This window comes from Streptomyces sp. LARHCF249 (genome assembly GCF_052871255.1).
In genome coordinates this window covers 42840-63857 of record NZ_JBIXJQ010000013.1, presented here as the reverse complement: position 1 = coordinate 63857, position 21018 = coordinate 42840, and the positions used below count along the sequence as shown (strand labels likewise).

The 21018-nt window shown below is 73.8% G+C and carries 16 protein-coding genes; 5 read left to right on the top strand and 11 right to left on the bottom strand.

Annotated features, from left to right (window positions below; all coding sequences use genetic code 11):
- The first annotated feature begins 138 nt into the window (after positions 1-138).
- Positions 139-678 carry a hypothetical protein gene (locus ACIPUC_RS30770; protein ID WP_446593663.1) on the top strand — a complete coding sequence of 180 codons (540 nt, stop codon included), beginning with the start codon at positions 139-141 and terminating at the stop codon, positions 676-678.
- Here the strand turns inward: ACIPUC_RS30770 and ACIPUC_RS30765 are convergent.
- The 5 genes from ACIPUC_RS30765 to ACIPUC_RS30745 form a co-directional block, all read right to left on the bottom strand.
- Positions 647-1096, bottom strand: a complete 450-nt coding sequence (locus tag ACIPUC_RS30765) for a DUF3320 domain-containing protein (RefSeq protein ID WP_446593662.1) — start codon at positions 1094-1096, stop codon at positions 647-649. The genes ACIPUC_RS30770 and ACIPUC_RS30765 overlap by 32 nt on opposite strands.
- Positions 1050-5525 carry a DUF4011 domain-containing protein gene (locus ACIPUC_RS30760; RefSeq protein WP_446593661.1) on the bottom strand — a complete coding sequence of 1492 codons (4476 nt, stop codon included), beginning with the start codon at positions 5523-5525 and terminating at the stop codon, positions 1050-1052. The genes ACIPUC_RS30765 and ACIPUC_RS30760 overlap by 47 nt, the downstream gene beginning before the upstream one ends.
- 155 nt (positions 5526-5680) lie before the next feature.
- Positions 5681-6895, bottom strand: a complete 1215-nt coding sequence (locus ACIPUC_RS30755) for an SWIM zinc finger family protein (protein ID WP_446593660.1) — start codon at positions 6893-6895, stop codon at positions 5681-5683.
- Entirely contained in the window at positions 6892-9699 is a 2808-nt protein-coding gene (locus ACIPUC_RS30750; RefSeq protein WP_446593659.1) for an SNF2-related protein, read from the bottom strand. The genes ACIPUC_RS30755 and ACIPUC_RS30750 overlap by 4 nt, the downstream gene beginning before the upstream one ends.
- Before the next feature lie 99 nt (positions 9700-9798).
- Positions 9799-10998: a helix-turn-helix domain-containing protein gene (locus ACIPUC_RS30745; protein WP_446593658.1), complete on the bottom strand. Its 1200-nt coding sequence runs from the start codon at positions 10996-10998 to the stop codon at positions 9799-9801.
- A 197-nt stretch (positions 10999-11195) separates the two neighbouring features.
- On the opposite strand from ACIPUC_RS30745, the gene ACIPUC_RS30740 reads away from it, so the two are divergent.
- Together ACIPUC_RS30740 and ACIPUC_RS30735 are read left to right on the top strand one after the other, a co-directional pair.
- The gene (locus ACIPUC_RS30740; protein ID WP_446593657.1) at positions 11196-11807 is read left to right on the top strand and encodes a hypothetical protein; all 612 of its coding nucleotides are present in this window, start codon (positions 11196-11198) and stop codon (positions 11805-11807) included.
- A 61-nt stretch (positions 11808-11868) separates the two neighbouring features.
- On the top strand, positions 11869-12132 hold the full coding sequence (locus ACIPUC_RS30735) for a DUF6343 family protein (protein WP_446593792.1): 264 nt from the start codon (positions 11869-11871) through the stop codon (positions 12130-12132).
- A gap of 12 nt (positions 12133-12144) precedes the next feature.
- On the opposite strand, the gene ACIPUC_RS30730 is transcribed toward ACIPUC_RS30735, so the two are convergent.
- The 4 genes from ACIPUC_RS30730 to rpsA all read right to left on the bottom strand — a co-directional run bounded on the left by ACIPUC_RS30730 (position 12145) and on the right by rpsA (position 15916).
- Positions 12145-12546, bottom strand: coding sequence for a tetratricopeptide repeat protein (locus ACIPUC_RS30730; RefSeq protein ID WP_446593656.1), 402 nt, complete (start codon positions 12544-12546; stop codon positions 12145-12147).
- Positions 12547-12596: 50 nt separating this feature from the next.
- On the bottom strand, positions 12597-13214 hold the full coding sequence (gene coaE, locus ACIPUC_RS30725) for a dephospho-CoA kinase (RefSeq protein ID WP_446593655.1): 618 nt from the start codon (positions 13212-13214) through the stop codon (positions 12597-12599).
- A 38-nt stretch (positions 13215-13252) separates the two neighbouring features.
- Positions 13253-14191 carry a PAC2 family protein gene (locus tag ACIPUC_RS30720; protein ID WP_446593654.1) on the bottom strand — a complete coding sequence of 313 codons (939 nt, stop codon included), beginning with the start codon at positions 14189-14191 and terminating at the stop codon, positions 13253-13255.
- A 216-nt stretch (positions 14192-14407) separates the two neighbouring features.
- A complete protein-coding gene (rpsA, locus tag ACIPUC_RS30715; RefSeq protein ID WP_030707101.1) occupies positions 14408-15916 on the bottom strand; it encodes a 30S ribosomal protein S1 in 1509 nt (502 codons plus the stop codon).
- A 417-nt stretch (positions 15917-16333) separates the two neighbouring features.
- Here rpsA and ACIPUC_RS30710 point away from each other — a divergent pair, with 417 nt between their 5' ends.
- The gene (locus ACIPUC_RS30710) at positions 16334-17191 is read left to right on the top strand and encodes a class I SAM-dependent methyltransferase (RefSeq protein ID WP_446593653.1); all 858 of its coding nucleotides are present in this window, start codon (positions 16334-16336) and stop codon (positions 17189-17191) included.
- A gap of 5 nt (positions 17192-17196) precedes the next feature.
- Entirely contained in the window at positions 17197-19836 is a 2640-nt protein-coding gene (locus ACIPUC_RS30705) for an ATP-dependent RNA helicase (RefSeq protein ID WP_446593652.1), read from the top strand.
- Here the strand turns inward: ACIPUC_RS30705 and ACIPUC_RS30700 are convergent.
- Both ACIPUC_RS30700 and ACIPUC_RS30695 read right to left on the bottom strand, forming a co-directional pair.
- Positions 19826-20800, bottom strand: coding sequence for a DUF3068 domain-containing protein (locus ACIPUC_RS30700; RefSeq protein WP_446593651.1), 975 nt, complete (start codon positions 20798-20800; stop codon positions 19826-19828). The two genes, ACIPUC_RS30705 and ACIPUC_RS30700, sit on opposite strands and share 11 nt — an antisense overlap.
- 14 nt (positions 20801-20814) lie before the next feature.
- Positions 20815-20955 (bottom strand): SPW_0924 family protein, encoded by a 141-nt coding sequence (locus ACIPUC_RS30695; protein WP_215149930.1) that lies wholly within the window; start codon positions 20953-20955, stop codon positions 20815-20817.
- Between the last annotated feature and the right edge of the window lie 63 nt (positions 20956-21018).

Below are 21018 nucleotides of genomic sequence, written 5' to 3'. Positions count from 1 at the left end.
CTGTGACGCATCAGTTTCCCTGCCTTCCGGAGGAGTCCGCGGGCATTCGTCCCGCACCGGAGACAACGCTCTGAACCCATTCGGGTTATAGAGCCGGTAGGCATTTCACTCCATCGTGTACTGGGTAGTGCGTACTTCATGACTGATCGCCCGCTGCTCCTCCTCGACGTGGACGGCCCGCTCAACCCCTTCCGGTCCCCCTTCGCCGGCCTGCGCGGGTACCGGAGCCACCGGATGCGACCCGATGTCTGGCTCTCCTACCAGGACCCGGCATCCCGCAGCGCCCGGCGCGGCGCCCGGGTCCGCCTGCACCCCTCCCACGGCGGCCGGCTGCTGGCCCTGCCCTTCGAACTCACCTGGGCCACGGCCTGGACGCACCAGGCCAACACGATGATCTCCCCGCACATAGGACTTCCCGGTGATCTTCCTGTCATCGAATGGCCGGAACTTTTCGCCAAGGACCCCGACGGCCTCTCGTGGAAGACGCGCCCCCTCGTCGACTGGGCGGCGGGCCGCCCCTTCGCCTGGGTCGACGACATGATCACCCCCCGCGACCGCGCCTGGGTCGCCGCCCACCACCCGACCCCGGCCCTCCTGCTGCGCATCCACCCCCGCCACGGCCTGCGGGACCGCGACTTCACCACCCTCAGCCGTTGGGCCCGCCACGTGACGCGCTGATCCGTCCGTCCACGTGCCGCATCCGCCCCAGCGCCACCAGGGCGGCGACATCCGACTCCAGCGCACCGCGGATGTCGTCGCCCATCCGCTTCCAGCCGAAGAACTCGCGCCCCTGCCTCATGAGTTCGTCGAGGGACATGCCCGGACACTCGGCGGCCAGCTCGGCCAGAACCGCCTGCCGCTCCACGGGTGCCACGTGGGTGACCTTCCGGTTGCAGCCGTCCACCGCCGTCCGCGCCCCGACGAGGCTCCGGCCGCGCACATCGGCGAAGCCGTCGGTGTACACCAGGACCCCCTGCCGGACCAGGCCGCGCAGCACGAGCAGCACGTTGTCCCGGATACGGCTGCCGGCCCTCTTCACCCCCCACACCTCACGCGCCCGCTGCACCAACAGGTCCTCGTGGATCGGCCCTTCCACCTCGACGATCCGGGCCAGCGCCGTGCGCAGCGCCGGCCTCCGGGGTGTGGAGTTCCGCCGCCGTGGGCACGTGCACGACCGCCACCTCGTACGGGCGGCTCCAGCCGCGCTCGGGCACCTCGTCCCCCCGGACCCGAACCCGTTCCGGTTCCGGGCGGCGCGGTGCCGGAACCGGAACCGGAACCGGCGGCGGTACGGGCGCGGCCGCCCGCGCGAAGGGGTCGCGTGCGGTCGCGGCCTCCACCGCCGCCTTCAGCCGGCCCTCCGCCTCGGCACGGTTGCGGTACCAGTCGGTCCCCCAGATCCGGTACAGGGTCCATCCGAGTCCTTCCAGGACCTGCTGGCGCAGCCGGTCCCGGTCCCTCGCCGCCCGCGAGGAGTGGTACATCGCGCCGTCGCACTCGATGCCGAGTGCGTACGATCCCGGCGCCGCCGGATGCCGCAGCCCCAGGTCGATGCGGTAGCCCGACACCCCGACCTGCGGCTGGACCTCGTAACCCCACCCGCGCAGCACCTCCAGCACGGACTCCTCGAACGGGCTGTCCGGTTCCGCGTCGGCGGCCACGGCGTCCCGGGCCAGGACCGCGGGCCCGTTCTCCGCGTACTCCAGATAGCGCTTGAGGTACTGGACGCTCGGGTTCGCACTGTCCTTGAGCTGCCCGCCGTGGAAGGAGGCGACCAGTTCGACCCGGTAGCGCGCACGGGTCACGGCCACGTTCAGCCGCCGCCAGCCGCCTTCCCTGTTGAGGGGGCCGAAGCCCAGACCGAGGATCCCGCGCTCGTCCGGGCCGTAGCCGAGCGACATGATCATGACGTCGCGCTCGTCGCCCTGGACCGATTCCAGGTTCTTGACGAAGAACCCGTCGAGCCGGTCCTCGGTGAAGCAGTGGTCGAGGTCCGGACGGGCCAGCCTGGCCTGCTGCACGCACTCGTCGATCGTGCCCGCCTGGGCCTGCGACAGGGCCACCACGCCGAGGCTGCGGCCCGGCCGGGTGTCGAAGTGGTGCAGTACGCGCCGTGCCACCTCCTCCGCCTCGCGCCGGTTGTCGCGGCGGCCGCCCTTGTCGTAGACGCCGTCGGCCTTGAAGAACGCGACGCCGATGTCCGAACCGCTCTCCACCGCTCCGGGGAAGGTCACCATGCCGTTCTTGTAGAACTCCCGGTTGCTGAAGGTGATCAGGTCCTCGTGGCGGCTGCGGTAGTGCCAGCGCAGGGGCAGCTCGCGCATGGCGCCGGCCTTGCAGGCGTGCAGCAGGGATTCGAAGGAGTCGGGGACGTCCTCGTCGTACTCGTCTGCCTCGTCCCCGACCGCCGAGTCGAAGAAGGCCGTCGGCGGGAGCTGCTTCTCATCGCCGGCGACGACCAGCGAACGGCCCCGGTAGACGCAGTTGACCGCGTCGCCGGGCCGGACCTGCGAGGCCTCGTCGAAGATCACCACGTCGAAGCGGTAGTCAGCCGGCAGGTACTGGCTGACGGACAGCGGGTTCATCATGAAACAGGGCTTGACCGCTTGGACGACCTCCCGCGCCCGCCCCAGGAGGTCCCGTACGGACATGTGCCGCGCCTTCTTCTCGGCCTCGCGCCGGATGACGGCCGCGCCGCCCCCGCCGAACGCCCTCGGCCTGCGGCTGTTGCAGGCCGCGACCACCGCGCCGGCCGCGGCGGCCACCAGTATGCGGTCGGCGTCGCGGAAGCTGCCCGCCCGCGCGTCCAGTTCGGCCGCGCCCGCCGTCCGCAGCCGTGCGTCGGAGGCGAGCAGGGTGTCGGCCCACAGCTGGAGCACCGCGCGTTCGACCACCGCCGGGAAGACCTCTGCGGGGATGTTCCGCTCCGCGGCGCGTGAGACGAGGTCGTCGAGTCGGCGGGCCGCCAGGATCGAGACCCCGCTCCGGTACGCCTGCCACTGCGCCGGTCCGGACGCGTCGCGCGCCAGTACCGCGAGGGCCTCGGCCGCATCGGCCGTCGTGCCGCTCAGCGCGGGAAGCAGCTTGAGCCGGCGCGCGTCGTCGAACATCGCCGCGAAGGCCGTCGAGGCCGCGCTCCACCGCTCGGTACGCAGTTCCACCGCGTCGCACCAGTCGGCGACGGCCGCCCGGATCACCTTGGCCCGAAGGACGCAGTGGTGCGGCTCCGCGTCGTGCGCGAGCAGCTCCGGCAGCCGGTGCGGACGAGGGGCGTCCCGCGTGAGCCCGGCGATCCGGTCCGCGTTCGCCAAGGCTCCGTCGACCGGCCCGAACCCGCTGTCCCGGCCCGGTACGTACGGCCCGAGCAGCGCACCGTGCTCAGCGATGAGCCCCCGCACGCGCTCGTGTGCCCGCTGCCAGGCGAGCGCCTCGCCGAGCCGCGCCCTGACCGCCCTGCTCCATGCCCCGCCCACCGTCAGCGCGGTGACCGCGGCCCGGTCCGCCCGGTACGGCCCGGTCAGCCGGGCCGTCAGCTTCTGGTGGTCCTCCCCGAACCGGCGGACCAGCTCGGACAGTTCGGCGCACTCCAGGACCTGCGGCCCGAACATGTCCTGCGCCGCCGCGCGGGCCGCGTGCGCCACTGCGACGGCGGCCCGGATCTCGTCGACCGCCGCGTGGGCCTTCCGCAGCTGCCGCGCGTCGAACCAGTGGGCCGGCGGCCGGTGCACCGCCTCGCTCAGGTCGGCGAGCTCGAGCAAGGCCAGGACGGCCGCGATGTCCCGCGGCTCGTCCAGCCCGAAGTCCTGCGCGAGCTGCGCGGCGAGGCCGGACTGGTCCTCCAGCGGCGTGCCGCTCCCCGTGCCCGGACTCCGGTCCGGGAGCGCCGCGGACAGCTCGTCCGCGAGCCGCCTGATCTCCCGTACGGTCTGTGCGACCGGCATGGCGGACACCAGGGGCCTGCGCTCCGCCACCGTACGCAGCGACTGCACGGCGTCGACCGCTTCGGCCAGGGCCGTGGCGGCCGAGCCTCCCCCCGCGCGCTCGGGGTCTTGCAGGCCCCGCCAGGCGAAGGCCTCGCCCTCCGCCAGCGGGCGCCACGACCTGGCCACCGAGCGGGCGGCGGCCAGGACCTCCGCGAGGGCGGCAGCACTGAGCGTTCCGGTGACGTCGCCGGCCCCCGGGGTGAGGGTCAGGTGCGGGACCGCCTCCTGGTCGAGCCGTGCGAGGCGCCCGAGCACACGGTGCAGTGAGCGGCCGAGCGGGTGCCGCTCCTCGTTCATGGCCGCCGCGTGGGCGGACAGCTGTTCGCGCAGGCGGCGCGCCTGGTCGAGTTCGTGCTCGGCCGCGCCCGAGGCCCGTACCTCGGTGGTCAGGGCCCGGTCCAGCTCCTGGGCGACCGCCTTCTTGCCGGTGTCGCCGCTGTGCAGGGCGAGCACGAAGTCGCCGAGTCCGACGTCCGTCAGCCGGTTGCGTACGACGTCCAGGGCGGCTGCCTTCTCGCTGACGAACAGGACGGTGCGGCCGGAGTGCATCAGGGCCGCGATCATGTTGGTGATCGTCTGGCTCTTTCCGGTGCCGGGCGGGCCGCTCATGACGAACGACCTGTGCGCCATGGCCGCCGCGATGCACTGGCGCTGCGAGGCGTCCGCGTCCAGCACCAGCGGCGTCAGCTCCGGCAGCTGGATCTCGTCGATGCGGTCCAGTGCGGGCGGTTCGAAGCCGACGAGGTCGTCGGGGAGGCCGGAGTCCGGGCCGAGACCGATCGCCCTGATCAGCGGGTTGGCGAGGATCGCCGCCTCGTTCTCCTTGAGGTCCTGGTACATCGCCTCCTTGTGCGCGGCGAAAGTGGCCAGTACGACGCTCTCGCGGACCTCCCAGCCGGCCTGTCCCGCTGCCGCGGACCGCGCCCTGGCGAGCACCCGGTCCGGATCCAGGCAGTCGGTGTCCGCGACGGCCGTCCAGTCGACGCCGAGCTGGGCGAGTTTCACCGCGAGGGCGGGGTTGTGCAGGGCGTCCTGCTCTTCCGCCTTGTGCAGCCGGATCCTGCCGGTGCGGTCGCGTACGAGCTCCACCGGGACCAGCACCAGCGGCGCCGAGCTGGTCTCGTGCGCCCCCTCCTCGCGCCACTGGAGCATGCCGACTCCGAGCCAGAGCACCCAGAGGCCGAAGTCGTTGTAGGTCTGGTTCGCCTTCTGCCTCAGCTGCCGCAGGGCACTGTCGAGTGCCGCCTGCGTCGGCTTCTGGGTGACGAGGCCGTCGGCCCCGCCCTCGTCCTCGTCCTCGCCGGCTTCGTCCCGGACGGGCGCGAAGTCCCAGCCCCGGCCCAGCCCGCCGAGCAGTGGCGCGAACCCGGGCTCCGTGATCTCCAGGGTGAGGGACCGCGTGTGCCTGAAGTTCAGCAGGCGGTTGCGGCCGCCGAGGTCGATCAGGGACTCCCGCCAGCCACCCAGGACGGCCCGCAGCTTCTCGAGGCCGGTGTCGGTGCTTCCGTGGGTGGCGTCGGCATGCGCCGTGCGGGCGTGCATCTGGGGGCTACCTCCGCGGCAGGGGTCGGAAGAGGCCGTCCCCGGCACGGGGGCGGCCTCTTCCGACGCTTCTACCAGCTACCGCCGGCGGACACGCGGCGATTGATCATTTTCCGGATCCGGCACGACCGGTCCGAGTCCGTTCCTCGAACCGCTCAGGGGCCCGCCGGCCGCGTGAGCGCCGTGACCGGGTCCCGGGAGGGGCGGCCCGTGGGCCACCAGTCGGTGTCGTCCGGGCGGGACTCGTAGGCGTACCAGAGGGCGTCGCGGCCGAGGCGGAGCTGGCGGGTGCCGGACGTGAGGCGGTTGCGGTCGGGGCGGAAGGAGCCCTGGGCGGCGGCGAGGAGCGCCGGGCGGGCGCGGTCGAAGGGGCCGGCCGGCGGGTCCCAGGGCTCTTCGAGGGCGGCGAGGGCGGGGCGGCCGCCCTGCCGCCAGGCCGCGGCGGCCCGGGCGAGGTCGGTGGTGGTGCGGCCGGTTGCGCGGGCGAGCTCGCGGTAGAGGGTACGGGCGGCTCCGGTGAGCCCGGCCGTGGGGTGCGCGGAGGCCAGCCGGACGGCGTCCTGCCACAGGCCGAGCCCGGCGATGGGGTCCTCGGTGGTGGTGAGGAGGGCGAGGGCGCGGGCCGCGGCGTCGGAGGCGAGCTGGTCCAGGGCGAGCGGGTCCGGGGCCGCCGGGTCGGCCGGGTAAGCGGGCGGGTGGCCGGCGGCGGGTGCGGCGAGCGGTGCGGGCAGCAGCGGCAGGCTGGTGCGGGCGAGCGCCGCCTTGGCGGGGACGCCGGGGAAGCCGGGTGAGGCGTCGGGCTGTTCGCGCGCGGCGTGGGCGGCGTTGCGCCGGGTCAGCTCGTCGAGGAGTTCCCGCTCGCCGCGGCCGCGCAGGAGCAGCAGGACGAACGGGTCCTCGTCGAGCAGCCGGGCCGCCCGGTAGCACAGGGCCGCCGCGTGCTTGCACGGCGGACGCGCGACGTCCGGGCAGGAGCAGCGGGGAAGGAGCTCGCCCGCGCCGGGCAGCACCGTCCCCGCGAGCGACTGCGGAACCTCCCGCTCCAGCAGGGCGGCGAGCGCCGCCGGATCGGCCGCGACCGCCTCGAGCTGCTCGTCCCACTCCGTGTCCGTGAAGGCGGGCAGCATCAGCTCGGTGCGGTACGGGCGCGGCCGGCTGCCCCGTACGTACGCCACGATCCGGCCGGGCGTGATGGTGACGGCGTCGACGTGGCCCTCGGCGGCGTAGGCACGGCCCCGGGCCAGCCGGGCCGGGTCGCGGGAGACCTCCTCCAGTGCCGACACCCAGGCCCGGCCCCACCAGCTGACCGCCTCGGCCCCGGCGGGCACGGTCTCGAAGGTGCGGCGGCGGTCGTCCCGTGCGGTGATCACGCGGGCCTCCGCAGGGAGACGAGGTCGGCCAGCTCCCGGTCGGTCAGCTCGGTCAGCGCCGACTCGCCGGAGCCGAGGACGGCATCGGCCAAAGCCCGCTTGGCCTCCAGCATTTCGGCGATCCGGTCCTCCACGGTGCCCTCGGCGATGATCCGGTGCACCTGAACGGGCTGGGTCTGCCCGATCCGGTAGGCCCGGTCGGTGGCCTGCTCCTCGACGGCCGGGTTCCACCAGCGGTCGTAGTGGATGACGTGGCCCGCCCGGGTGAGGTTCAGGCCGGTGCCCGCCGCCTTCAAGGAGAGCAGGAAGACGGGGACTTCGCCCGCCTGGAAGCGGTCGACGAGCTCCTCGCGGCGCGGCACGGGCGTCCCGCCGTGCAGCAGCTGGTGGGAGATCCCCCGGGCCGCGAGGTGCCGCTCGATGAGCCGGGCCATCGTCACGTACTGGGTGAAGACCAGCACCGATCCGCCCTCGGCCAGGATCGTGTCCAGCAGCTCGTCCAGCAGCGCCAGCTTGCCCGAGCGGTGCGGGATCCGGGGCTCCGCCTCCTTCAAGTACTGCGCCGGGTGGTTGCAGATCTGCTTGAGCGAGGCCAGCAGCTTCATGATCATGCCGCGCCGCTCCATGCCCTCGCTCGACTCGATGACGGCCATCGCCTCCTGAACCGCGGCCTGGTACAGCGAGGCCTGTTCACGCGTCAGGGAGACGGGGTGGTCGGTCTCCGTCTTCGGCGGCAGCTCGGGCGCGATGCCGGGGTCGGACTTCTTGCGGCGCAGCAGGAACGGGCGGACGAGCGCCGCGAGCCGGGCCACCGCCGCCTCGTTGCCCCCGTCCTCCTCCTGCTGGTGCTCCACCGGGCGGGCATGGCGGGCCCGGAAGGCGGTGAGCGGGCCCAGCAGCCCAGGCGTCGTCCAGTCGAGCAGCGCCCACAGCTCGGAGAGGTTGTTCTCCACCGGGGTGCCCGTCAGCGCCACCCGGGCGGGCGCCGGGATCGTCCGCAGTGCCCTGGCGGTCGCCGAACGCGGGTTCTTGACGTGCTGGGCCTCGTCGGCGACGACCATGCCCCAGCTCTGCTCGGCGAGCAGGGCGGCGCTGGCGCGCATCGTCCCGTACGTGGTGAGGACGAAGCCCCCGGCGAGGTCCGTGAGGTGGCGGCTGCCGCCGTGGAAGCGGCGCACGGGCGTCCCGGGGGCGAACTTCTCGATCTCCCGCTGCCAGTTGCCCAGCAGCGACGCGGGACAGATGACGAGGGTCGGCTCGGGGCGGTCGCGGTGCAGGTGCAGCGCGATCAGGGTGACGGTCTTGCCCAGGCCCATGTCGTCGGCGAGGCAGCCGCCGAGGCCGAGGGAGGTCATCAGGTCCAGCCAGGCCAGGCCGCGGGCCTGGTAGTCGCGCAGGGTGGCCTTGAGCGCGGCCGGCTGGGGCAGCGGGGCCAACTCCTCCGTCAGCCGCTCCCGCAGGGCGGCCAGCGCCCCGACCGGAACCGCCTCGACCGGCTCCCCGTCGACCTCGGCCGTCCCCGACAGAACGGCCGCCAGCGCGTCGACCGGGTCCAGCAGGCCGAGTTCCCGCTTGCGCGCCTTGCGCACCAGCTCCGGATCCACCCGCACCCACTGGTCCCGCAGCCGCACCACCGGCCGGTGGGCCTGCGCGAGGGCGTCCATCTCCCCCGGGGTGAGCCGGTCGCCGCCCAGCGCCAGCTCCCAGGAGAAGGCGAAGAGGTGCTCGGCGTCGAAGAAGGCGGTGCCGTCGGTGGCGGAGCCGGGTGCGGTGGACCGTACGACGGCGGTCGCGGACAGCGTACGGGCCAGCTCGCGGGGCCAGTGGACCAGGACTCCCGCGGCCGCCAGCCGGTTCGCGGCGATGCCCAGCAGGTCTTCGAGCTCCGGGTCCGACAGGGCCAGCGCGTCGGGCACCGGCTGGTCGAGCAGGCGCAGCAGCGGCGGCCACACCCGCGCGGCCCGGCGCAGCGCGAGCACGGCGTCGATCCGCGCCCGGGGACCGAATCCGGCGGCGGCCGTGCCCGCCCACAGGTGGCCGGCGTCGGTGACCAGGGTCGGGTCGGCGAGGCTGTGCACCTGGACCACGGCGGCTCCGGCGCGCCGCACGTCCTCGGGTTCGGCCTCGTCGAACAGGCGGAAGGAGGACAGGTCCAGGCGGAGCGAGATCCCGACGCCGGTGTCCGCTCCGGCCGCGATCTGCGCGGCCCAGTCCCGTATCCCGGGCACGTGCTGCGGCTCCCTGGCGGCGAACGGCCGTCCGGCGGCCACGGCCGCGGCCGGGGTGCGGGGCAGGCTGTCGGCGACGGCGTCGAGGAAGGCGCGGACCAGCGCTTCCGGTTCGGGCAGATGCAGCGGGCGGCGGCCTGCGAGGGGCGTCGCGTACCCCTCGTACGGCAGCGCGGCGGCGACCGCGCGCAGGTGGTCGACATCGGCGGCTTCGAGCGGCCCGGCGCGCCAGGCGTCGACGCCCTCGGGGGTGAGCCCGGGGAGCAGCCGGCCGCGGGCGGCCAGCGTGAGCGCCTGCGTGGCGGCGGTGCCCCAGGCGCGGGTGGCGGGGTGTGCGGCGGGGCTGCGCGGTGCCTGGGCGAGCAGCGGCAGGGCGGCGGTGACGGAGAGGGCCACGGCGGGCACGGTCCGGCTGCGGACCCCGTCGCCGTGCGGGCGGACCACGCTGAGCGTCGTGGCCGTACCCGCCTCCGGCAGGGCGTCCCCGTCGGGCGCCCAGAACACGACGCGCCCCTCGCGGGGAACCGGGGCGGGCAGGAAGACGGCCGCGTGGCGCAGCAGTGCGAGCGATGTCATCGGCGTGGCCCCCTCTCCCCGGTCGGTACGGACGTGCTGTCCACCGAGTCTAGGTGCGGCCACTGACAACCCCGCCGACCTGGGCATACGCCCCACTGCTCAGCGTGCCCAGCGGCCCTGTTCCGCGGCGTAGCCGTATACGGGCCGGCCCGTGGCCGCGCTGGTGCGCAGGGGGCGGCCGTTGTCGTCGATGCGCAGGGTGCCGGAGCCGGAGGGCGCGGTCCAGCGCAGGTCCAGGGACCAGTCGCAGTCGCACCCCGTGGTGGCGGCCTCCACGCGCAGGACGACCGGCTCGGACGCCGAGACGCGCAGCGGGAAGGCCGGGGCGGGGAGGGCGGTCCCGGTGTCGCCGCCGGAGTCGTTGCCGGCGACGGGCCGCAGCACCGGGCGCGGCGCGTCCAGGTTCACCGCGAACGCCGCCGGGGTGAGCGCGCCGCCGCAGCCCTGGGACATCTGGTAGACGTTCCAGGCCGGCGGGGTGCGCCGCGCTGCCACCCGTACCTCGAGGTCCTCCAGGACCACGCTGCCGGTGCCCGTGCCGTGCAGGGTGACCTCCACGATCTGCGTCCCGGCGTGCACGGCGCGCTGGGCCGAGGCCCAGGCGGGCGCGTCCGCCTCCACGGGCGGCGGGGGCACCGACCCGGGGCCCGGCTCGGCCAGGTAGGCGTGATCACAGCCGTGGGCCCACACGTGCGACCGCACCGCCGCGGTGAGCGGAGCCGCCGCCGGCGTCGGCGGGAGCACCGCGGAGGGGGCGGAGGCGGAGGCCGGGGCGGAGGTCCCGGCGGCCCCCGTGCCCGTGCCCGGCGGCGCCGCGCGGTCCGGCAGGGACGCCGCCAGCACGGCGACGGCCACGGCACCCGCCGTCACCCCGGCGGCCAGCACGGCGGCCGCCCGCCGCCGATACCACGGCAGCCGCACGGGAACGGGCTCTGCCGACGCAGGCATAGGCGTAGGCGTCGGCGTCGGCGTCGGCGTCGGCGTCGGCGTCGGCGTAGCCATCGGTTCCCGCTCCGGCCCCGCGCTGCGGGCCGCCTCCCGCCTGCGCGCGTCCGCCAGCAGCCAGGCCCGGTGCAGGTCCACCGCCTCCCCGGGCGAGGCCCCGCAGGCCCGGGCGAAGCGGTCCACCGCCGCGAACTCCGCCGGCACGGCCTCCCCGTTGCAGTAGCGGTGCAGGGTCGACGTACTCGTGTGCAGCGTGCGCGCCAGCGCCCCGTAACTCAGCCCGGCGCGCTCCTTCAGCTCCCGCATCAGCCGCGCGAACGCCTCCGCCTCGCCCGACCGCTCCGCCTCGCCCACGGCGTTCCCCCGTCCCGCGACCCCGTTCCATGCAGGGGGTGTTCCCCCAGGTGACAGCACGTACGGCCATTCCAGTGTCCCGAATGTGCCGCAATCCGTCGCCCGACACCCCGGCTCCGGGGAACGCTGTTCACGCACGGCAGCGCACCACGTCACGCACCGCACCGCCACACCGAAGGAAACGGGGAGAACCGACCATGTTCCGACGCACCGCCACCAGCACCGCCTTCGCAGCCCTCGCGGCAGCCGCAGTCCTCGCCCTGACCGCATCGACCACTGCCACGGCCGCCACCGCGCCCGGGTTCATCAACGGCACCGACCTGCCGCCGCACCCCACCTCGCCCTGGTATGCCGGCCAGGTCACCCCGGGGCTGCCCGAGTTCGCGCCGCTGTGTCTGGACGGTGTGCTTCCGGCTCAGGGCAGCTGGCACCGCTCGTTCGGCACGGAGCTCGACACCGGCGCCCTGCAGATCTCCGTACGGGCCGCCTCCGCCACGGCCGCCGCGAAGCTGGCCGCCACCCTGGAACGCAAGGTCGCCGCCTGCGCCGCCGACTGGCTGCGGACGACGCCGGGCGGCACCGCCTCCTGGGAGGACTACGGAAAGCTCTCCGTCGAGGAGGGCGCGCACGTCTACGGGGTGCACACCTCGATCCCGGAATCCGAGCCGGGCGTGCACCTCTACGGCATCGGACGGGACGGTTCCACGGTGACCGTCGTGCAGTGGGGCCAGATGGGCCACCTGTCCGACGCCCCCGTCGCCGACTTCAAGAAGACCACCACCAGGGCCGTGAACAAGCTCAACCCGTAGCCGGCACACGGACCCGCCCGCCCGTCCACCGGAGTGGGACCATGGACATGAGGCGATGACCATGCGTTCAGGGAACGAGCCGGTGACCGCTCGCAGTCCGCTGCGGCTGCGGTTCTGGCTGAGCCTGTGGGGGCTGATCTGGGCCGCCGCCGGGACGGCCGCGTTCTCACTGGCCGGCCGTGCCGGGTGGGCGGCGGCCTGCGGGGTGGTCGCGCTGCTGGCGGCCGTGGACCTGGCGGTGGTCCTGCGCCGCATCCACCAGGGCCCGCACTACCAGCCCGGCCCCGACATCCCCCCGTACGAGCCGCCGCGGCACGAGCCGTGAGGGGGCGGGCGGCTACTGCTCGAAGCGGGCCGCTTCCAGGTACTCGGGCTGCGGGTCGAGGGCGGCGGCCAGCCGGAAGTGCTTGCGCGCCTGCTCGGGCCGGCCGGAGCGCTCGTGGGTGCGGGCCAGCGCGAAGTGGGCGAAGGCGTTGTCCGGCTCCCGCTCCAGGACCAGCTCGAACTCCAGCTCCGCCGGACGCAGTTGGGCCGCGGCGAAGAAGGCCCGGGCGCGCAGCAGCCGGGCCGCCGTGTTCTCGGGGTGGGCGGCTATGACCGAGTCGAGCAGCTTGACCGCGCCCCGCGGGTCGCGCGCGGCCAGCAGCTGCTCGGCGGCCCGGTAGTCGATGACGTGCGTCTCCGGGCTCGCCGACGAGGGCGAGGAGGAAGACGAGGACTGCGGCGTGGTGTCGGACACGATCGGTTCCTTCCCTCTACGGGCGCATTCAACGCCCCGCCCCGCGCCCGCTATTCCGCCGCTCGAGCCGGCTGCGCCGCACGCGCGGTGAGCTCCGCCCACACCTTGCGCACCTGCGGCTCCAGCGCCTCCAGCGGCCCGTCGTTGTCGATCACCAGGTTCGCCACCGCGAGCCGCTGCTCCCGCGAGGCCTGCGCTGCCATCCTGGCCCGCGCCTCCTCCTCGGCCATGCCGCGCAGCGCGGTCAGCCGCGCCAGCTGCGTCTGCGGCGCCGCGTCCACCACGACGACCAGGTCGTACAGCGGTGCCAGGCCGTTCTCCGCGAGCAGCGGTACGTCGTGCACGACGATCGCGTCGGCCCCCGCGGCGGCCTCCAGCTCGGCCGACCGGGCCCCGACCAGCGGGTGCACGATCGCGTTCAGGGTCTGGAGCTTCACCGGGTCGGCGAACACGATCGAGCCCAGCTTCGGCCGGTCCAGCGCCCCCTCAGGGGTCAGTACCGCCTCCCCGAAGGCCGCGACGACGGCCGCGAGCCCCGGCGTACCGGGTGCGACGACTTCCCGCGCGATCCGGTCGGCATCCACGATGACCGCTCCGTACCCCGCCAGCAGCCGCGAGACCTCGCTCTTGCCGGCACCTATTCCGCCCGTCAGGCCCACTTTCAGCATGTTCCTCAGCCTAGTGCCGCGGCCCGGCCCCCCGCGGGTCAGTTCTCGCCCTCGCGCTCAGCGAGGAACCGCTCGAACTCGCGCCCGATCTCGTCCGCCGACGGGATCTCCGCAGGCTCGGCGATCATGTTGCCCCGGGTCTCGGCTCCGGCGGCCGCGTCGTACTGGTGCTCCAGCCCCTGCACCAGGCTGACGAGCTCCTCGTCGCCCTCGCGGATCTGCCGGTCGATCTCCGTCTGCGTGCGGTGCGCCTCCGTACGCAGGGCGTGCGCCACGGCGGGCAGGACCAGTCCGGTGGCCGCCGTGATCGCCTCCAGCACCGTCAGCGCCGCGTCCGGGTACGGGGAGCGGGCGACGTAGTGCGGTACGTGCGCGGCGACGCCCAGCACGTCGTGCCCGGCCTGGGCCAGGCGGAACTCCACCAGCGACTCCGCGCTGCCCGGCACCTGCGCCTCGTCGAAGGGGCTGCGGTGGCCCGGCATGAGGTCGGTGCGGTTGCCGTGGGGGGTGATGCCGACGGGCCGCGTGTGCGGGACGCCCATGGGGATGCCGTGGAAGTTGACCGACAGCCGCACGCCGAGGCGCTCGACGATCTGCCGCACGGCCACGGTGAAGCGCTCCCACTCGACGTCCGGCTCCGGGCCGGAGAGCAGCAGGAAGGGGGCTCCGGTGGCGTCCTGGACGAGCCGGACCTCCAGCCGGGGCTCCTCGAACTCCGCCCAGTGGTCGCGCTGGAAGGTCAGCAGCGGGCGGCGGGCCCGGTAGTCCACCAGCCGGTCCGCGTCGAAGCGCGCCACCACCTGGTGGGGCAGGGTGTCCAGGAGCCGCTCGACGATCTGCTCCCCCGCCTCACCCGCGTCGATGTATCCCTCGAAGTGGTACAGCATGACCAGCCCGGCCGAGTCCTGGGCGAGCGCCAGGTCGGCCACCGCCAGGCCCTTGGCGTCCCATTCGTACAGCCCCTGTGGATCAAGCACCGTCACCACTCCTCCCTCGCAGCGTTCTCTGCAAGAACGTGCAAGGAGGCCGCACCATTCCCCAGTTGGCCGCTTTCACACGAACGCAACGGATCAGCCGATCGCCGGACGCCGGACCGCCGGGAACGCGACACGGCCCGCCCCCCGAAGGGGACGGGCCGTGTCGTTCAGCTCAACCAGCTCGGCTCACGCCCGGAGGCGTGGTGCGCGCTGCGATCAGCTCTGGCCGCCGGCCAGCTTCTCGCGGAGCGCGGCCAGGGCCTCGTCCGAGGCCAGGGCGCCGGAGGTCTCGTCCGACTCCGAGGAGTACGAACCACCCGAGATGCCCGCACCGGCGTTGCCACCGGCGGCCGGGGCGGCAGCGCCCTCGGCAGCGGCGGCCTCGTCGGCCTCGCGGCTCTTGATGACCTGGGCCTGGTGCTGCTCGAAGCGCTGCTGCGCCTCGGCGTACTGGGTCTCCCAGGCCTCGCGCTGCTTCTCGTAGCCCTCGAGCCAGTCGTTGGTCTCGGGGTCGAAGCCCTCGGGGTAGATGTAGTTGCCCTGGTCGTCGTACGACGCGGCCATGCCATACAGGGTCGGGTCGAACTCGACCGACGCCGGGTCGGCACCGAAGGACTCGTTGGCCTGCTTCAGGGACAGCGAGATCCGGCGACGCTCGAGGTCGATGTCGATGACCTTGACGAAGATCTCGTCGTTGACCTGGACGACCTGCTCCGGGATCTCCACGTGACGCTCGGCCAGCTCGGAGATGTGGACCAGGCCCTCGATGCCCTCGTCCACGCGGACGAACGCACCGAACGGAACCAGCTTGGTGACCTTACCCGGGACGACCTGACCGATCTGGTGGGTCCGGGCGAACTGCTGCCACGGGTCCTCCTGCGTCGCCTTCAGCGACAGGGAGACGCGCTCGCGGTCCATGTCCACGTCGAGGACCTCGACGGTGACTTCCTGGCCGACCTCGACAACCTCGGACGGGTGGTCGATGTGCTTCCAGGACAGCTCGGAGACGTGCACGAGACCGTCGACGCCACCCAGGTCCACGAAGGCACCGAAGTTGACGATCGAGGAGACGACGCCGGAGCGGACCTGACCCTTCTGCAGGGTGGTGAGGAACGTCTGGCGAACCTCGGACTGGGTCTGCTCGAGCCAGGCGCGGCGGGACAGGACCACGTTGTTGCGGTTCTTGTCCAGCTCGATGATCTTCGCCTCGAGCTCCTTGCCCACGTAGGGCTGGAGGTCGCGGACGCGACGCATCTCGACGAGAGAGGCCGGCAGGAAGCCGCGGAGGCCGATGTCGAGGATGAGACCACCCTTGACGACCTCGATGACGGTACCGGTGACGATGCCGTCTTCTTCCTTGATCTTCTCGATGGTGCCCCAGGCACGCTCGTACTGAGCGCGCTTCTTCGAGAGGATCAGGCGGCCTTCCTTGTCCTCCTTCTGGAGAACCAGGGCCTCGATCTCGTCGCCGACCTTGACGACCTCGTTCGGGTCGACGTCGTGCTTGATCGAGAGCTCGCGGCTCGGGATGACGCCTTCGGTCTTGTAACCGATGTCGAGGAGAACCTCGTCCCGGTCAACCTTGACGATGACGCCGTCGACGATGTCGCCATCGTTGAAGTACTTGATCGTCTCGTCGATCGCCGCGAGGAACGCGTCCGCGTCGCCGATGTCGTTGACCGCAACCTGCGGAGTGGTGGCGGTGGTCTCGGTGCTGCTCGTCATGTGGGAAAGGGCTCCGGTTACGGACAGAAAGTCGTAGGTACTGCTACGCCGGGAGCCCTTATCGGCATCCACCGAAGACCGGACAGCCAAGGAGACCCCCATTTCCGCGAAGAGCGGCGGGGCCTCGAAAACCGAGGGGACATCAACAGATGCAAGCGCAGCCTGCTAGGTCTGAGGAGCACAGGCTCGCAGCGCAACTTGTAGCATACGGGGGCAGCCGGACACGGTCAATGCGCGAAGGCGGACACCCCCGGCGGATCGCCGTATAACCGGCACAATTCGTGGGCGGGGAGGCCGGGATGACACTTCCCTGCCACTTTCCGCGGCGAGCCACGGACGGCCGCGGGCACCCGCGGACACCCGCGCACGTCCTACAGACACGTCCACAGACATTCGCAGACTACGACGACGGGCCCCATGAACCAAGAGGACTACGCCCCCGAAGACGGGTACGACGCCGATCCGCGGTTCGGTGACGCATCCGACGACGCCGAGGCCACCCGGCGTGAGGCGGGGGAAGCGGAGAGCAGCCGGGCCAGCCGCGGCTGGTGGGACCGCAACGCCGACGAGTACCAGAGCGAGCACGGCGCGTTCCTCGGTGACGACCGCTTCGTGTGGGGGCCCGAAGGGCTCGACGAGGCGGACGCGGCCCTCCTCGGCCCCGTCTCCTCCTTGAAGGGAAAGGACGTCCTGGAGATCGGCGCCGGCGCCGCCCAGTGCTCGCGCTGGCTCGCCGCCCAGGGCGCCCGCCCGGTCGCCCTCGACCTCTCCCACCGCCAGCTCCAGCACGCCCTGCGCATCGGCGACGACGTTCCGCTGGTCGAGGCCGACGCCGGGCGGCTCCCCTTCCGCGACGCCTCCTTCGACCTGGCCTGCTCCGCCTACGGGGCCGTCCCCTTCGTCGCCGACCCGGTGACCGTGATGCGCGAGGTGCGCCGCGTCCTGCGCCCCGGCGGCCGCTGGGTCTTCTCGGTCACCCACCCCATCCGCTGGGCCTTCCCCGACGAGCCCGGCCCCGAGGGGCTGTCCGTCGCCGCCTCCTACTTCGACCGCACCCCGTACGTGGAACAGGACGAGCGGGGCCGCGCCGTGTACGTGGAGCACCACCGCACGATCGGCGACCGGGTCCGCGACGTGGTGGCGGGCGGCTTCCGCCTGGTCGACCTGGTCGAGCCGGAGTGGCCCGAGTGGAACAGCCAGGAGTGGGGCGGCTGGTCCCCGCTGCGCGGCAACCTGATCCCGGGTACGGCGATCTTCGTCTGCGAGAGGGACTGACCCCGGTGACCCGCCCGTTCCGCCACGCCGCCCTCGACGCCCTTCCCGTGCGCGCGGCCGTGCCCGCGCTCGTCTCGGCGCTGGACGCCCACGGCACCGCCGTGCTCTGCGCGCCGCCCGGCACCGGCAAGACCACGCTGGTTCCGCTGGTACTGGCGGGGCTGGTGGGTGGCGGGCCCCGGCGGCGGGTCGTGGTCGCCGAACCGCGGCGGATCGCGGCCCGGGCGGCGGCCCGGCGGATGGCGTGGCTGCTGGGCGAGGCAGTCGGCGGCTCGGTGGGCTTCACGGTCCGCGGGGAGCGGGTCGTGGGCCCCGGCACCGTGGTGGAGGTGGTGACCACCGGCGTGCTCTTGCAGCGGCTCCAGCGGGACCAGGAGCTGTCCGGCGTGGACGTGGTGGTCCTGGACGAGTGCCACGAGCGCCACCTGGACGCCGACACGGTCGCCGCCTTCCTCCTGGACGTACGGGAAACCCTGCGCCCGGAGCTCCGGCTGGTGGCGGCTTCGGCGACGACCGACGCGGCGGGCTGGTCGCGCGTCCTCGGCCGGGGCGGCCCGGGCGGTGCGCCGGTGGTGGAGGCCGCCGGGGTCTCGTACCCGGTGGAGACGGTCTGGGCGCCTCCGGCCCGGCCGGTGAAGCCGCCGCACGGCATGCGGGTGGATCCGGCGCAGCTGGCGCACGTGGCCTCGGTGGTGCGGCGGGCGCTGGCGGAACGTTCCGGCGACGTGCTGTGCTTCCTGCCCGGCGTCGGGGAGATCGCCCGGGTGGCCGGGCAGCTGGGCGGTGTGGACGCGGAGGTGCTGCAGGTCCACGGGCGGGCCCCGGCCGCGGTGCAGGACGCGGCGCTGACCGCCTCGGACCACCGCCGGGTGATCCTGGCGACGTCCGTCGCCGAGTCCAGCCTGACCGTGCCCGGGGTGAGGGTGGTGGTCGACTCCGGGCTGGCCCGCGAACCCCGGGTGGACCATGCGCGCGGGCTGGGTGCGCTGGCGACCGTACGGGCCTCGCGCGCGGCCGGGCGCCAGCGGGCGGGCCGGGCCGGGCGTGAGGCGCCGGGTGCGGTGTACCGCTGCTGGACGGAGGCGGAGGACAACCGCCTCCCCGCCTTTCCCGCACCGGAGATCCGCATCGCGGACCTGGCGCAGTTCGCCTTGCAGGCGGCGTGCTGGGGCGACCCGGACGCGGCCGGGCTGGCCCTGCTGGATCCGCCGCCCGCGGGAGCGATGGCCGCCGCGCGGGAGGTGCTGGTCGCGGTCGGCGCGGTGGACGCGGCCGGGCGGCCGACCTCTCGGGGGCTGCGGATGGCCCGGCTCGGGCTGCACCCGCGGCTGGCGCGCGCACTGCTGGACGGGTCCGCGGCGCTCGGCCCCCGGCGGGCGGCGGAGGTCGTGGCGCTGCTGAGCGAGGAGCCGCCGCGGGAGTACGGCGACGACCTGGCCGCCGCCTGGCGCACGGCCCGCCGGGGCGGCGACGCGTACGCCTCCCGCTGGCGCGCGGAGGCCCGACGGCTGGAGTCCGCCGCGCAGGGCCATTCCCGGGGCTCCGCCCCGGACCCCCGCGTCTCAGGCGCCGGCACCTCTCACGCGCCGCCCAGCCAACATCCGGCCCCGCCCGCGTTTGAGGCGCGGGGTCCGGAGCGGAGCCCCGGCAGCGGCGCTGCACACGACGACGGGGATGCCGGGCTGGTGGCCGCCCTGGCCTTCCCGGAGCGGGTCGCCAGGGCCAAGGGCGAGGGGGCCTTCCTCATGGCCTCCGGGACCGGGGCGGCGCTCGGTGACGGGTCATCGCTGCGCCGCGCGCCCTGGCTGGCCGTGGCCGTCGCCGACAGGCCCCCGCACTCCGCCTCCGCCCGCGTCCGACTCGCCGCCGTCATCGACGAGGACACCGCACTGGCCGCGGCCGCCCATCTGCGGGCCGACGGCGAAGAGGTGCACTGGGAGGAGGGGGACGTCGTGGCCCGCTCGGCGCAGCGGCTCGGGGCGATCGAGCTCGCCGCACGGCCGCTGCGGAACCCCGACCCGGGACTCGTACGGGCCGCGCTGCTCAACGGGCTCCGCACCGAGGGCCTCGGCCTGCTCCGGTGGTCCGCGGACGCGGAAGGGCTGCGGGCCCGGCTGGGCTTCCTGCACCGGACCCTCGGCGGCGCCTGGCCCGACGTGGCGGACGACGGCGCCCTGCTGGACCGCGCCGACGACTGGCTGGAGCCGGAGCTGTCGCGGGCCCGGCGCCGCGCGGACCTCGGGCGGATCGACGCGGGCCAGGCCCTGAACCGGCTCCTCCCCTGGGCCACCGGCGAGGCCTCCCGGCTGGACGAGCTGGCTCCGGAACGCCTCGAGGTGCCCAGCGGCTCCCGGATCCGGCTGGACTACTCCGCGGAGCACGGGCAGCCGGTGCTCGCCGTCAAACTCCAGGAGCTCTTCGGGCTGGCCGAGACCCCCGAGGTCGCGGGGGTTCCCGTACTCGTGCACCTGCTGTCGCCGGCCGGACGCCCCGCCGCGGTCACCGCCGACCTCGCCTCCTTCTGGCAGGGCGGCTACCGGGCCGTCCGCGCCGAGCTGCGCGGCCGCTACCCCAAGCACCCGTGGCCGGAGGACCCGTCCACCGCCGAACCCACCCGCCACACCAACGCCCGGCTCAGGCGCTGAGCTCCTCCCGCGGACCGCGCCGGCTCCTCGCCTCCAGCCACAGCGCGAGCGCGAGGAGCACCAGCCCGCCGGCCGCCAGGCCGATCGGGGCGTAGGTGTGGAGCGCGAGGACCTTCGTGCGGTTCGAGGCGACCAGGTCGAGGGTGTACTTCGCGTAGTCCTCGCGCATCTTCACGTGCCCGGCGAAGGCGGTGAGCTTGCCGTCGGGGCCGCCCGCCGCGATCCCGCCGCGCATCTCCTGCTTGATCTCCTGCTCGGCGTTGACGGGGGCCCCGGTCACCGGGTCGACCCAGAACATCGCCTTCGTCGTGTACCAGAGGGTGGTGCCGGTGGTCGCCTCGATCGTCGCCGGGTCGATGCCCTCGATCGGCATCTTCTTCGGCATGGCGACCTTGGTCCACGGGACGGTCTGCTCGAAGTAGTAGACGTCCATGCCGCGGTACGTGCGCGGGCCGACGTAGTGGATGGGCGAGGAGGTGCGGGTCTGCGCGTCGAAGTACAGGTAGTCGCGCGGCTCCGTGAAGAACGGCCACTTGAACTCGATGCCCTCGCGGGTGACCGGGTCGCCGTCGACCATCTCGCCGGTGGCGTGCACCGGGTCCTGGGTGTGGGCGTCGAAGATGTAGCGCTCGGGGATCTGGGAGACCGTCTTGCCCTCCGGGTCGATGATGTGCGTCAGCGTGTCCCAGACGACGACGTCCTTGCCCGCGCTGGCCTCTATCTCCCTCGACGCCTCGACGTTGCCCTTGAGGGTCTGGACGATGGTGACCTTGTCGACCTTCTTGGGCTGCATGCCGTTGAAGTAGTCGAGGAGGGTCGCGTCCTTCGCCTCCAGGACCATCTCCTGGTACTGGTTCGGCGGGATCTTGGCGAGCCGCGGGTACGCGTACCAGCGCAGCAGCGGCGCGAGGGCCGCGCAGAACACGGCTAGGGCCAGCAGGAAAAGGCTCGCTCTGCGTCGCATGGCCGGGCCCTCCTCTACTTTCCGGGCGCGGGGGGCGCGGTGGTGAGCAGGGGCTTGGGGGAGGTCTTGCCTTCGGGCGCCCCGAGCGCCGTGATGGCGAGGACGAGGAGCACCGCGAGGACGAGCCCGCTGGCGGCGGCGATGAATGCGCGCATGCCGGGCCTCCGGAATCTGATAGGGCGTCAGGGCGGAGGCACCGTAGCAATGCGGACGCGAGA